This is a genomic window from Nonomuraea cypriaca, from assembly GCF_015645445.1.
Taxonomy (GTDB): domain Bacteria; phylum Actinomycetota; class Actinomycetes; order Streptosporangiales; family Streptosporangiaceae; genus Nonomuraea; species Nonomuraea cypriaca.
The window spans coordinates 1-12,232 of record NZ_JADOGI010000063.1; the positions used below are offsets into that span (position 1 = coordinate 1).

11 protein-coding genes, 2 pseudogenes and 2 riboswitches are annotated in these 12,232 nt (G+C 70.4%); of the genes and pseudogenes, 10 read left to right on the forward strand and 3 right to left on the reverse strand.

What is annotated here, in order from left to right:
* From ITP53_RS21515 to ITP53_RS21525, 3 genes and pseudogenes are all read left to right on the forward strand, one after another.
* A pseudogene (locus tag ITP53_RS21515) lies at positions 1–306 on the forward strand (High-affinity nickel-transporter); the annotation flags it as partial.
* A 72-nt stretch (positions 307–378) separates the two neighbouring features.
* Positions 379–954: a PadR family transcriptional regulator gene (locus ITP53_RS21520; protein ID WP_195897221.1), complete on the forward strand. Its 576-nt coding sequence runs from the start codon at positions 379–381 to the stop codon at positions 952–954.
* Positions 951–1,745 (forward strand): SGNH/GDSL hydrolase family protein, encoded by a 795-nt coding sequence (locus ITP53_RS21525; RefSeq protein WP_195897222.1) that lies wholly within the window; start codon positions 951–953, stop codon positions 1,743–1,745. The genes ITP53_RS21520 and ITP53_RS21525 overlap by 4 nt, the downstream gene beginning before the upstream one ends.
* 19 nt (positions 1,746–1,764) lie before the next feature.
* Here the strand turns inward: ITP53_RS21525 and ITP53_RS21530 are convergent, their stop codons facing one another.
* The 3 genes from ITP53_RS21530 to ITP53_RS21540 are packed head-to-tail and all read right to left on the reverse strand — an operon-like array spanning position 1,765 to position 4,293.
* Positions 1,765–2,730: a nucleoside hydrolase gene (locus ITP53_RS21530; protein ID WP_195897223.1), complete on the reverse strand. Its 966-nt coding sequence runs from the start codon at positions 2,728–2,730 to the stop codon at positions 1,765–1,767.
* 28 nt (positions 2,731–2,758) lie between these two features.
* Entirely contained in the window at positions 2,759–3,529 is a 771-nt protein-coding gene (locus ITP53_RS21535; RefSeq protein WP_195897224.1) for a hypothetical protein, read from the reverse strand.
* A gap of 59 nt (positions 3,530–3,588) precedes the next feature.
* Complete coding sequence (locus ITP53_RS21540; RefSeq protein WP_195897225.1) at positions 3,589–4,293, reverse strand: FadR/GntR family transcriptional regulator; 705 nt, start codon at positions 4,291–4,293, stop codon at positions 3,589–3,591.
* Between the two features lie 123 nt (positions 4,294–4,416).
* On the opposite strand from ITP53_RS21540, the gene ITP53_RS21545 reads away from it, so the two are divergent.
* The 7 genes and pseudogenes from ITP53_RS21545 to gcvH all read left to right on the forward strand — a co-directional run bounded on the left by ITP53_RS21545 (position 4,417) and on the right by gcvH (position 12,221).
* The gene (locus ITP53_RS21545) at positions 4,417–5,775 is read left to right on the forward strand and encodes a glutamine synthetase family protein (RefSeq protein ID WP_328815293.1); all 1,359 of its coding nucleotides are present in this window, start codon (positions 4,417–4,419) and stop codon (positions 5,773–5,775) included.
* A 3-nt stretch (positions 5,776–5,778) separates the two neighbouring features.
* Entirely contained in the window at positions 5,779–7,122 is a 1,344-nt protein-coding gene (locus ITP53_RS21550) for an aldehyde dehydrogenase family protein (RefSeq protein WP_195897226.1), read from the forward strand.
* Between the two features lie 225 nt (positions 7,123–7,347).
* Positions 7,348–8,112: a 3-oxoacyl-ACP reductase gene (locus ITP53_RS21555; RefSeq protein ID WP_195897227.1), complete on the forward strand. Its 765-nt coding sequence runs from the start codon at positions 7,348–7,350 to the stop codon at positions 8,110–8,112.
* A 9-nt stretch (positions 8,113–8,121) separates the two neighbouring features.
* Entirely contained in the window at positions 8,122–8,817 is a 696-nt protein-coding gene (locus tag ITP53_RS21560) for a gamma-glutamyl-gamma-aminobutyrate hydrolase family protein (RefSeq protein ID WP_195897228.1), read from the forward strand.
* A 5-nt stretch (positions 8,818–8,822) separates the two neighbouring features.
* A pseudogene (locus ITP53_RS21565) lies at positions 8,823–10,247 on the forward strand (M4 family metallopeptidase); the annotation flags it as partial.
* Positions 10,248–10,489: 242 nt separating this feature from the next.
* Positions 10,490–10,587: riboswitch (glycine riboswitch) on the forward strand.
* 28 nt (positions 10,588–10,615) lie between these two features.
* Positions 10,616–10,715, forward strand: a riboswitch (glycine riboswitch).
* 34 nt (positions 10,716–10,749) lie between these two features.
* The gene (gene gcvT / locus ITP53_RS21570) at positions 10,750–11,835 is read left to right on the forward strand and encodes a glycine cleavage system aminomethyltransferase GcvT (RefSeq protein ID WP_195897229.1); all 1,086 of its coding nucleotides are present in this window, start codon (positions 10,750–10,752) and stop codon (positions 11,833–11,835) included.
* The gene (gene gcvH, locus ITP53_RS21575; RefSeq protein WP_195897230.1) at positions 11,832–12,221 is read left to right on the forward strand and encodes a glycine cleavage system protein GcvH; all 390 of its coding nucleotides are present in this window, start codon (positions 11,832–11,834) and stop codon (positions 12,219–12,221) included. Before gcvT ends, gcvH begins: the two co-directional genes overlap by 4 nt.
* Positions 12,222–12,232 lie beyond the last annotated feature (11 nt).

Here is a 12,232-nt window from a genome sequence, read left to right on the forward strand (position 1 = left end):
GTGGGGCTCGGGGTGGCGGGCGGGCTCGTCCCCAGCCCGTCGGCCCTGATCGTGTTGCTCGGAGCGATCGCGCTCGGCCGCACCTGGTTCGGCGTGGCGCTGGTGACCGCCTACGGCGTCGGCATGGCCGCCACCCTCACCGTCACGGGCCTGCTCCTGGTCAAACTCGTCGACCGCCTGGAACGACGCGCCTCGGCCGGCCGCCGCCTGGCCACCAGGATCTCGGGCCTGGCCCCCATGGGCACGGCCGCGATGGTCCTCCTCCTGGGCGCGGGCCTGGCCCTCCGCTCGGTGGCCTCCCTCTGACCCTCCAGAACCGCCGCGGAATCCGCTGAGGCTATAGTCATGTCCATGACTACTCCTGGACATGACTAGCGCATGGCGCTACGGCACGCGGTGCTGGTGGCACTGCTCAACGGCGAATACAGCGGCTACCAGCTCACCAAGATCTTCGACGTGGGCGTCTCCAACTTCTGGTACGCCGCTCCCCAGCAGCTCTACGCCGAGCTGGCCAAGCTGGAGACCGACGGCCTGATCACCGGCAGGGAGGTGGTCCAGCACGGCCGCCCCAACAAGCGGGTGTTCAAGGTCACCGACGCCGGACTCGCCGAGCTGGCCGCCTTCGCCGCGACGCCCGCCAGGCCCCTGCTCATCCGCGACGACCTGGTCGTCAAGGTGCACGCGGTGGACCTGGTCGACACCGCGCCCGTGATCGAGCAGCTCGGCGAACGGGCGCGGGAGGCCGCGGCCAAGCTGGAGCTGTTCGAGGACATGCTCGTCCACCTGCGCGGCGATCTGGACGAGGAGACGTTCCTGCGCCAGGGCGAGCAGGTGGGCCCCTACCTGTCCTGCCTGGCGGGATGCCGGCTGGAACGTGAGATGCACGACTGGTGCCTGCGGACCGCGCGGACGCTGAGCGAGCGCTCCGCCCGTACAGGAAGGACGACCTCATGACCTACTCGCGTTACGTCGCGCTCGGAGACAGCCAGACCGAGGGCCTCGGCGACGGCGACGACCTCAGCGGTCACCGCGGCTGGGCCGACCGCCTCGCCGAGCACCTGGACCGCGCCCACCCCGGCCTGCTCTACGCCAACCTCGCGGTCCGCGGGAGCCTGGCGCGTCACGTCCGCGCCAGGCAACTGGCCGTCGCGCTGGAGTTGCGCCCCGATCTGGCCACGGTCATGGCGGGCATGAACGACCTCACCCGCCCGGGCTTCGACGCCGCGGAGGTGGCCGAGGCGCTGGAGGACATGTACGCCGCGCTGACGACCGCGGGCGCGCACGTGCTCACCGTGACGTTTCCTGACATCGGCGGGATCATGCCCCTGGCCCGCCCGCTCCGGCCCAGGGTGCTCGACCTCAACGCCCGCATCCGCGCCGCCGCAGCCCGCCACGGGGTCACGCTGGTGGACACGTTCCCGGTGAAGTCCGTCACGGACGCGCGGCTGTGGAGCGTCGACCGGCTGCACGCCAGTCCGGCGGGCCACGCGCTCATCGCCGCCGCCATGGCCCACGCCCTGCGCCTGCCCGGCGGCGACGACGGCTGGATGCGGCCGCTCCCGCCCCGGCCGGCGCCGGGGCCCTTGCGGACGGCGGCGACCGAGCTGCGGTGGGTCGCCATGTTCCTGGGTCCGTGGATCGGCCGCCGCCTGCGCGGCCGCTCCTCGGGCGACGGCCGCACCGCCAAGCGGCCCGAGCTCACGCCATGGGCTCAGCCGGCCTCCGGCAGGTCGCCGGCGTCCTGAGACGCTGGCGGCGGCCGTCCTACGACGGTGGCTTGCTCAGCAGTGTGTCGAGGAAGAGCTTGCGGTAGCGGAGAGCGTCGACGCCGAGCGCGACGTCGATGCTCCGCGAGGGACCGGCCAGCCCGTGGGCCTCGTCCTCCCCGGGGAGCACCCGCCGGTCCACCAGCGTCTGCCCCCGGCTGAGCCCGGGAGCGAGCTCCACGCACACCGGCAGCCGCTCCGTGGTCAGCCCTTCAGGGTCGGCCACCGCGCACAGCGCGCCGGCGTCCCCGAGCAGCCCGGCGCCGTCCACCCTCGGGTCCGCCCCGCACAGGGCGATCTGGTGCCGCAGCAGAGCGCCCGCCAGCCGGCTGCCGGGCTCCTCGTGCCCGATCAGGTCCGCGCACGTGGGCGCGTCCACGGAGACGTGGTAGAAGACGTCCAGCCCGTACATCGTCAGCGGCACCTCCGCGTCCACCACGATCGCGGTCGCCTCCGGGTCGTGCCACACGTTGAACTCCGCGACCGGGGTGGCGTTGCCCGTCGAGGCGCTGCCTCCCATGAAGACCAGCCGCTCGATGTTGCCCGCGACCTCCGGGTAGACCCGCAGCAGCAGGGCCAGGTTGGTCAGCGGCGCCAGACCCACCACGACGACGGGCTCGGGCGCGCCGAGGATGGCGTTGCGCAGTAACTCCACGGCCGGCATCCCGGCCGGCCGCCGGGCCGAGGTGGGCAGCCCGAGGTCGGCGAGCCCGTCGGCGCCGTGGATGTGACCCGCGTCGCGGGCCGGCCCGATGAGCGGCCGCACGGCCCCGGCGCTCACCGGCACGTCCGGCGCGCCCGCCGCGTCCAGGACCTTGAGGGTGTTGGCGACCACCTGATCGACGCCGGTGTTGCCGGCCACGCACGTCACCGCGCGCAGCCGCAGCTCCGGGTGACGCACGGCGAAGAGGATGGCCAGCGCGTCGTCCACGCCGGTGTCTACGTCAAGAATCAGGTCCTTCATCCCGTTCCTTCGATGCCGTACCGGCCGTTCAGCCGGACTGTGGAGGTCGTCCCGGAAGTCGGCGCCGGGTGGAAGGCAGGTCGTGGCGCCCGGAGAGGAACTCCTGGAAGGCGATCTTGACCTTGATCACCGGTCGCCGCCACCGCTCCTCCCGGTGGACGGCCCTGGCCATCTTGCGCGGGGATCGCCTGGCGAAGAACCAGTAGGCCCACGGCGAGCCGGGACGCGCGAGGCGTACCGCGCCGACCACGAGCATGGGCGGGATGAACAGGCCCGCCATCCCTGTCCAGATCTTGCCCTTGAGCAGCGTGATGACGGCAAGCGCCAGATTGGCCACGATCAACGCGGCGGGAGTGATCGGGGTGCCGTAGTCCCAGGTCAGCGGACGCAGTCCGATGAGCAGGAGGCCGGTGACGGCGACCGCGATGAAGACCGCGTCGACCGAGGTGCGCCCCTCCTCCTCCCAGTAGACGTCGTGCAGGTGCAGGATCAGCGCGAACTCGTCCAGCACCAGGGCCGAGCCCAAACCGAAGACGCAGGCCGCGACGGCGTAGCCGGCCTGCGAGGCGTCCGAGACGATCAGCCCCATGACACCGCCGATCATCATCAGCACCACGCCGAAGACGACGTGGTGGATGTGCATCTCACCCACGTTCATGTTGCGGAACCAGCCCACCTTGGCCCTGATCAGGCGGACGTTGATGCGGGTGGCGATGAACGCCACGATGAGCGTGACGAAGTAACAGAACAGCGGCAGCCGTCCCGTGGCGACGATGTTGTGCTGGAACCAGATCCCCATGAGCCTAATGCTGATGGTACGAGCCCATCTGAGCCCTTAGCGCGTATCGCCGGTACGTGTCACGACAGGAACGCCCGTAGGAGGGCGGCCGTGCCCTCCAGGTGCTCGGTCACCGCCCGGCGGGCCGCGTCCGGGTCGCCGGCGAGGATGGCGTCCACGATGGCCCGGTGTTGGCCGGCGGCGTGGTCCAGGTTGACCTGCAGCATGGGGATGGCGTTCAGCAGGTCGCTGACCCTCGAACGCGCGTCCGCGCACGTCGTGGCGAGCAGCGTCGAGCCGGTCAGCTCGGCGATGGACAGGTGGAAGGCCGTGTCGAGCCGCCGGTAGTCCTCGAGTCCGGCCGCGTTCAGCTCGGTCAGCCTGCGGAGGAGCACGACCCGCTGTTCGTCCGCGAGGCCGGCGGCCGCCAGCACCTGGGCCGCGCCGCACTCCACCGCCAGCCGGAAGGTGAGCGCTTCCGACAGCTCGGCCATGCCCATTTCGGTCACGGCCTGGCGCAGGTCGCCGGCGTCAGGCTCGGGCGGCGCGTAGGTGACGAACGCCCCGCCGTAGCGCCCGCGACGTACGTCGAGGTAGCCCGCGTCGGACAGGGCGCGGATGGCCTCGCGCAGGGTGACCCTGCTGATGCCGAGCTGAACGGCCAGCTCGCGCTCCGGCGGCAGCTTGTCCCCAGGCGCGACCACGCCCAGCTTGATCGCCTGAAGCAGGCGTTCCACCGTCTCCTCGAAGGCGTTGCCGGCCCGTACAGGGCGCAACACCGTCATCAAACGCGCCGACTTGTCCAACGTGTCCTCAGGTCTTGACAAGCGATCCCGCCATGCACATCAATGGTCTGAGACTAGCCCAATCAACGGGAAAGCGCGTCAGCCAGATCGGAGCGACGTCACGTGGCAGAAGGGTTCCTGACCGTCGGCGAGTTGCGCGACGAGGTGACGGCCGGGCGCATCGACACCGTTCTCCTCGCCATCGCCGACATGCAGGGCAGGTTGCAGGGCAAGAGGCTGTCCGCGCGCTATTTTCTCGACGAGGTGCTGCACCACGGTTCCGAGGGGTGCAACTACCTGCTCGCGGTCGACGTGGACATGAACACGGTCTCGGGGTACGCCATGTCGTCCTGGGACCGCGGCTACGGCGACTTCGTGATGAAACCGGACCTCGGGACGCTGCGCAGGGTGCCGTGGCAGGAGGGGACCGCGATGCTGATGGCCGACCTGGCCTGGGAGGACGGCGCCGACGTGGCCGCCTCGCCGCGCCAGATCCTGCGCCGCCAGCTCGCCCGCCTCGCCGACCGGGGCCTGGCCGCGTACGTGGGCACGGAGTTGGAGTTCGTCGTCTACGAGGACAGCTACGAGGACGCGTGGAAGCGGGCATATCGCGATTTGTCGCCCGCCAACCTTTATAACGTCGACTATTCGCTGCTGGGCACGGCCCGCGTCGAGCCGCTCCTGCGCCGGATCAGGCGCGGGATGGAGGGCGCGGGCATGTACGTCGAGTCCGCCAAGGGCGAATGCAACCTGGGCCAGCACGAGATCGCCTTCCGCTACGACGAGGCGCTGAAGACCTGCGACAACCACGCCGTCTACAAGAACGGCGCCAAGGAGATCGCCGCCCAGGAGGGCAAATCGATCACCTTCATGGCCAAGCCGAACCAGCGCGAGGGGAACTCGTGCCACATCCACATCTCGCTCCGGAGCCTCGACGGCGACCCCGTGATGGCGGGGCCGGAGTCATACGGTCTGTCGCGGCTCGGCGCCCACTTCATCGCCGGGCAACTGGCCTGCCTGCGCGAGCTCACCCTCCTGTACGCCCCCAACATCAACTCCTACAAGCGCTACGCCCCAGGCAGCTTCGCGCCGACGGCCGTCAAGTGGGGCGTCGACAACCGCACCTGCGCGCTCAGGCTCGTCGGCCACGGCCACTCGCTGCGGGTGGAGAACCGGGTGCCGGGCGGCGACGTGAACCCGTACCTCGCGGTGGCCGCGCTCGTCACGGCCGGGCTGCACGGCATCGACGCGGAGCTGTCGTTGGGGGGCGCCTTCGAGGGCAACGCCTACGACTCCGGCGCCGAGACCGTGCCGCACACGCTGCGGGACGCGCTGGCGCTGTTCGAGGGGTCGAAGCTGGCGCGCGAGTCGTTCGGGGATGACGTGGTCGAGCACTACGCGAACAACGCGAGGGTGGAGCTGGCCGCGTTCGACTCGGCGGTGACGGATTGGGAGATGTTCCGTGGATTCGAGCGGATGTGACGTATGAAGATCGTTAATCCGGCGACCGAGGACGTGCTGGCCGAGGTGGAGCCAGCCGACGCGGCCGAGATCGACCGGGCCGTGGAGCGTGCCAGGAAGGCGTACGCGAGCTGGCGGGAGGTGTCGCCCGGTGACCGGGCGCGGCTGCTGCGCAGGTTCGCCGGCCTGGTGGACGAGCACGGCGCCGAGCTGGCCGGGCTGGAGCTGGCCAACGCCGGACACCCGATCGGCACCGCCCGCTGGGAGGCCGGCGCCGTACGCGACGTGCTGCACTTCTACGCGGCCGCGCCCGAGCGCAACCACGGCAAGCAGATCCCGGTGGCGGGCGGCGTGGACATCACGTTCCAGGAGCCGCTGGGCGTCGTGGGCGTCATCGTGCCGTGGAACTTCCCCATGCTCATCATGTCGTGGGGCATGGCCCCCGCGCTGGCGGCCGGTAACACGGTGATCGTCAAGCCGGCGGAATGGACCCCGCTGACCGCGCTGAGGCTGGCCGAGCTGGCCTTGGCGGCGGGCCTCCCCGAGGGGGTGCTCCAGGTGCTGCCTGGAGCAGGGGAGGTCGCGGGGGCCCGGCTGGTCGAGCATCCGGACGTGGCCAAGATCGTGTTCACCGGCTCGACCGAGGTGGGCAAGGAGATCGCCGCCAAGGCGGCGTCCCACGTCAAACGGATCACCCTCGAACTAGGCGGCAAATCCGCAAATATCGTCTTTGCGGACTCAGATCTCGAAAAAGCGGCAAAAACCGCTCCTTATGCTGTTTTCGACAACGCGGGGCAGGACTGCTGCGCCCGGTCCCGGGTGCTCGTCCAGGCCAGCGTGTACGACGAGTTCATGGAACGCCTCGCGGGCGCCGTACGCGCCGTCAAGGTCGGCGACCCGCGCGACGAGAGCACCGAGATGGGCCCGCTGATCAGCCAGGAGCACCTCGCCCGGGTGCGCGGCTTCGTGACGGACACCCCCTACCTGCAGGGATCCTGTCCGCAGGGCAAGGGCTACTGGTTCCCGCCGACCGTGCTGACCCCGGACGTCACCGACCGCGCGTTCACCGAGGAGATCTTCGGCCCGGTGGTGTCGGTGGTGCCGTTCGAGGACGAGGCGGAGGCCGTACGCATCGCCAACGACACCCCCTACGGCCTGAGCGGCTCCATCTGGACCCGTGACGTGGGGCGGGCGCTGCGCGTGGCCAGGGCGGTCGAATCGGGCGCGCTCTCGGTGAACTCACACTCGTCGGTGCGCTACTGGACCCCGTTCGGAGGCTTCAAACAATCCGGCCTCGGCCGAGAACTCGGCCCCGACGCCCTCGCGGCGTTCACTGAGACCAAGAACGTTTTTATCAGCACGGAGTGAACCCGACGCAGTGAGCGGAGTGAAGGGCTGAGGCACGAAGCACTTCGCGCAGCGAATGAGGAGCGGTGAACGACCAATCAGCACGGAGTGAACCCGACGCAGTGAGCGGAGTGAAGGGCTGAGGCACGAAGCACTTCGCGCAGCGAATGAGGAGCGGTGAACGACCAATCAGCACGGAGTGAACCCGACGCAGTGAGCGACCAATCAGCAGGGAGTGACGTATAAATGCGGCGGTTGCAGGATCGCGTGGCTGTGGTGACGGGGGCCGGTAGTGGGATCGGGCTGGCCACGGTGCGGAGGTTCGCTGAGGAGGGGGCGAAGGTCGTCTGTGTGGACATCGACGAGGAGACGGGGGTCAAGGCGGCGGGCGAGGTCGGCGGGCTGTTCGTCAAGGCCGACGTGACCAGTGAGGACGACGTCGTCAGGATGTTCGGGACGGCGTACGAGACCTACGGAAGCGTGGACGTCGCCTTCAACAACGCCGGCATCTCGCCGCCCGACGACGACTCGATCCTGGAGACCGGCATCGACGCCTGGCGCCGCGTCCAGGAGGTCAACCTGACCAGCGTCTACCTGTGCTGCAAGCACGCCATCCCGTACATGCGGCGCCAGGGCAAGGGCTCGATCGTCAACACCGCGTCGTTCGTGGCCGTCATGGGGTCGGCGACGTCGCAGATCTCCTACACCGCCTCCAAGGGCGGGGTGCTGGCGATGTCGCGCGAGCTGGGCGTCCAGTTCGCGCGGGAGGGCATCAGGGTGAACGCCCTGTGCCCCGGCCCGGTGAACACGCCCCTGCTGCGGGAGTTGTTCGCCAAGGACCCGGAACGCGCGCAGCGGCGGCTCGTCCACGTCCCCGTGGGCCGCTTCGCCGAGGCGTCCGAGATCGCGGCGGCGGTGGCGTTCCTGGCCAGCGATGACGCGTCGTTCATCACCGGGGCCGAGTTCCTGGTGGACGGCGGCATCTCCGGCGCCTACGTCACCCCGCTGTAGGAGGCGAACGTGCGCCGTCCCGTCATCGGCATCACCTCGTACGTCGAGCCCGCGAAGTTCACGGTGTGGGACATGCGGGTCGCGCTCCTGCCGTACATGTACGTGGAGCAGGTCGTACGAGCCGGCGGCCAGCCCGTCCTGCTGCCGCCGGCCGGCGATCCCGCGCAGGTCGCGGGCCGCCTGGACGGGCTCATCCTGGCCGGCGGCGGCGACATCGACCCGGCGAGGTACGGCGAGCCGCCACACGACCAAACCGGCTATATCCGCAATTTTCGTGATGAGGCCGAGTTCGCGGTGATGAGGGCGGTCCTCGACGCGCGGATGCCGTTCCTGGGCATCTGCCGCGGCCTCCAGGTGCTCAACGTCGCCCTCGGCGGCACACTCCACCAGCACCTTCCCGACGTCGTCGGCCACACGGGCCACTCCCCCGCGCCCGGCCGCTTCGGCGAGCTCCCGGTGACGCCGAGCCCCGGCTCCCGCGTGGCCAAGGCCCTGGGCACCGACCCCGTGCCGGTCCCGCACTACCACCACCAGGCCGTCGACCGCCTCGCCCCGGCCCTCACGGTGACCGCCACCTCGGGCGATGGCACGATCGAGGCGGTCGAGCTGGACTCGGGGCCCTTCACGGTGGCCGTGCAGTGGCACCCCGAGGCCGCCGCCGACCACGCGCTCTTCGAGGCTCTCGTAGCCGCCTGCGAGCCGTGAACCTCATGCTCAGGTCGGGCACCGCCTGCGTGCTCACGCTGGCCCTGCCCACCGCACTGCCGGCGAGGGCCGTCCCGCCCGGCCCAGGCGAGCGCGGGCACGCGATCTCGACCTCGCGCGGCGCGATCGAGGCCGCACCGGCGGCGCTGGCCGCCTCCGAACGGGACACGTTCACGCTGACGTCGGCCGTGACCGGCGTACGCGGCCTGCAGTACCTCACCTACGCCCGCGAGTTCGCCGGCCTGCCGGTCCACGGCGGCGAGGTGGTCGTGGCCACCGACGCGTCGGGCACGGTCGTCCACACGCTCACCACCGGCCAGCGCGCCGAGATCGACGTGCAGACCGAGCCGGACGTGACCGCGGACGCGGCGGCGACGACGGCCGGGACGCGGCTGCCCCAGGTGTCCGGCGTCGGCACGCCTGTCCTCGTCGTCCACGCCACCACACTGACGCCGCGGCTCACCTGGGAGGTGGTGGTCACCGCCGCCACCCCGAGCCGCCTGCACGTGTACGTGGACGCGCACACCGGCGAGGTCGTCGACCAGTGGGACGAGGTACGCGCGGGCACCGGCCACAGCCACTACAACGGCTACCCGGTGACCATCGACACCACTCCGTCGTACACGATGCGCGACCCCGGCAGGCGCGGCCTCCAGTGCGGTGGGCAGGACGGGCAGCCGTACACCGTCGCCACCGACGAGTGGGGCGACGGCCTGGGCACGAGCCTGGAGACGGCCTGCGTGGACGCGATGTTCGCGGCACAGCGGGAGTGGGACATGCTGCGCGACTGGCTGGGCCGCGACGGCCTCGACGGCCAGGGCGCGGGCTACCCGGCCCGGGTGGGACTGAACGCGGTCAACTCCTTCTGGAACGGCTCGTACGCCTCCTTCGGCCGCAACTCCGCCGGCACCCGGCACCTCGTGTCGATGGACGTGGTCGCGCACGAGTTCGGGCACGGCGTCTTCCAGTCCACGCCGGGCGGCGTGGGCAGCGGCAACGAGACCGGCGGGCTGAGCGAGTCCGTCGGCGACATCTTGGGCGCCCTCACCGAGCACTACGTGAACGAGCCGGCCGATCTGGACCCGCCCGACTACCTGGTCGGCGAGGAGGCCGACCTCTCCGGCACCGGCCCGGTCAGGAACATGTACGACCCGTCGGCACTCGGCCACCCGAACTGCTACGACCCCGCCGTCCCGGGCTCCGACGTGTACGCGGCGGCGGGCCCGCAGAACCACTGGTTCTACCTGCTCGCCGAGGGCACGAACCCCGAGGGGAAGCCGGCGAGCGACCGCTGCGACGACGGCCCGGCGATCGAGGGCGTCGGCGTGCGCAGGGCCGGCGAGATCTTCATGTCCGCGCTGAACACCAAGACCCAGCCGTGGACGTACGCCAAGGCCAGGGTCGCCACGCTGCGGGCCGCCAAGGTGCTGTATCCGGGCGGGTGCGCGGAGTTCGACGTGGTCAGGAGCGCGTGGGACGGCGTGAGCGTGCCGCCGCAGAGCGGCGAGCCCACGTGCCTCCCGGGTGAGGACACCTCGATGCCGCCCGGCCAGGCTCCGGCCGGCGCCGAGCGCCACGCCACCGTCGTGAACGCCCGCCCCGGCGGCCGTTCACGGAGGAGCAGAACGCGACAACAACCCCATGACGGCACTAGGCTGACGGACATCACCAGCGAAACCGTGCGGGAGAGCACCCTGGCAGCCGGTCAGGGTCCCTGAAGGAGCAAGCCCTCCCCGCAAACCTCTCAAGGCAAAGGACCGCGCGGCTACCTGATGAGAAACCCTGGGTTTCGCATCGGGAGGTGACCTCTGGAAAGCAGGCCTGGAGGGCCTCGCCGAAGGTGAAAGTCCGGCAAAGGCCGGGCGAATCTCTCAGGCATCGATGACAGAGGGGGAGGATGCTGGCATCCAATCCTGTCCTGAGGTGCGACAAATGTCCCGACCGACACCGCTACGAGACGTTCACGAGAGCCTCGGCGCCACGCTCACCGACTTCGCGGGGTGGCTCATGCCGCTCCGGTACGGGAGCGAGTCCGCGGAGCACAGAGCCGTACGCGAGACGGCCGGGCTGTTCGACCTCTCGCACATGGGCGAGATCTTCCTGACCGGGCCGCAGGCCGCGGCGGCGCTGGACTACGCTCTGGTCGGCCACCTGTCGGCGCTGGCGCCCGGACGGGCCAGATACACCATGATCGTCAACGAGCGGGGCGGGGTGCTGGACGACCTCATCGTGTATCGGCTCGGCGATGAGGAATTCATGGTCGTGGCAAACGCCTCGAACTACGAAAAAGTCGGACAAGAGCTGAAAAACCGGGCTAAGTCGTACGACGTGGTGGTCGATGATCGGTCGGACCAGTACGCGCTGATCGCCGTACAGGGGCCGCGGTCCCAGGAGATTCTCGCCACGCTGACCGACGCCGACCTCGCCGGGCTCAAGTACTACGCCGGGCTGCCCGGCCTGGTCGACGGCCGGCGGGCGCTGATCGCGCGGACCGGCTACACCGGCGAGGACGGGTTCGAGCTGTTCGTGGCCAACCAGGACGCGGTGCCGCTCTGGCACGCGCTCATGGCCGCCGGCGAGCCGTACTCGCTCAAGCCCGCGGGCCTGTCCAGCCGTGACACGCTCCGGCTCGAAGCGGGTATGCCGCTCTACGGTAATGAGCTGGGCGTCGAGCTGACCCCGTTCGACGCGGGGCTGGGCAGGGTGGTGAAATTCGACAAGCCGGGCGACTTCGTCGGCAGGTCTGCGCTCGAGGCGGTCAAGGACGACCCGCCCAGGCGCCGGCTCGTCGGCCTGGTCGCGCGGGGCCGCCGGGTGCCGCGCCACGGCTACCCGGTCACCAAAGACGGCGTCGTCGTCGGCGAGGTCACCAGCGGTGCGCCCTCCCAGAGCCTGGGCAAGCCCATCGCGATGGCGTACGTCGACACCGGCGCGCAAGAAGGCCTGGCTGTGGACATCCGGGGCAGCCAAGAACCGATGGACCTGGTCGAGCTGCCCTTTTACAGGAGGAACAAGTGAGCAACATCCCTGACGACCTGAGCTACACCAAGGAGCACGAGTGGGTGGCCGGACTCGAAGACGGCCTGACCGTGACGGTGGGCATCACGGCCTTCGCCGCCGAGTCCCTTGGTGATGTCGTCTATGTGCAGCTCCCCGAGGTGGGATCGACCGTCGAGGCGGGCGACTCCATCGGCGAGGTGGAGTCGACCAAGTCGGTGAGCGACGTCTACACGCCGGTCGGCGGTGAGGTCGTCGAGGTGAACCAGGCCGTCGTGGACGACCCGAGTCTGGCCAACAGCGACCCGTACGGCGAGGGCTGGATGTTCCGGGTGCGGGTGGAGGGCGACGCCGAGGACCTGCTCACCGCCGAGGAGTACGCGGCGCTCACCTCGGGCGAGTCCTGACCCATCGGTCC

Coding starts and splice junctions, on each gene's coding strand:
- ITP53_RS21555 (WP_195897227.1), top strand. CDS start 7,348: ATGCGGCGGTTGCAGGATCGCGTGGCTGTGGTGACGGGGGCCGGTAGT.
- ITP53_RS21530 (WP_195897223.1), bottom strand. CDS start 2,730: ATGAAGGACCTGATTCTTGACGTAGACACCGGCGTGGACGACGCGCTG.
- ITP53_RS21525 (WP_195897222.1), top strand. CDS start 951: ATGACCTACTCGCGTTACGTCGCGCTCGGAGACAGCCAGACCGAGGGC.
- ITP53_RS21535 (WP_195897224.1), bottom strand. CDS start 3,529: ATGGGGATCTGGTTCCAGCACAACATCGTCGCCACGGGACGGCTGCCG.
- gcvT (WP_195897229.1), top strand. CDS start 10,750: ATGTCCCGACCGACACCGCTACGAGACGTTCACGAGAGCCTCGGCGCC.
- ITP53_RS21520 (WP_195897221.1), top strand. CDS start 379: ATGGCGCTACGGCACGCGGTGCTGGTGGCACTGCTCAACGGCGAATAC.
- ITP53_RS21540 (WP_195897225.1), bottom strand. CDS start 4,293: ATGACGGTGTTGCGCCCTGTACGGGCCGGCAACGCCTTCGAGGAGACG.
- ITP53_RS21550 (WP_195897226.1), top strand. CDS start 5,779: ATGAAGATCGTTAATCCGGCGACCGAGGACGTGCTGGCCGAGGTGGAG.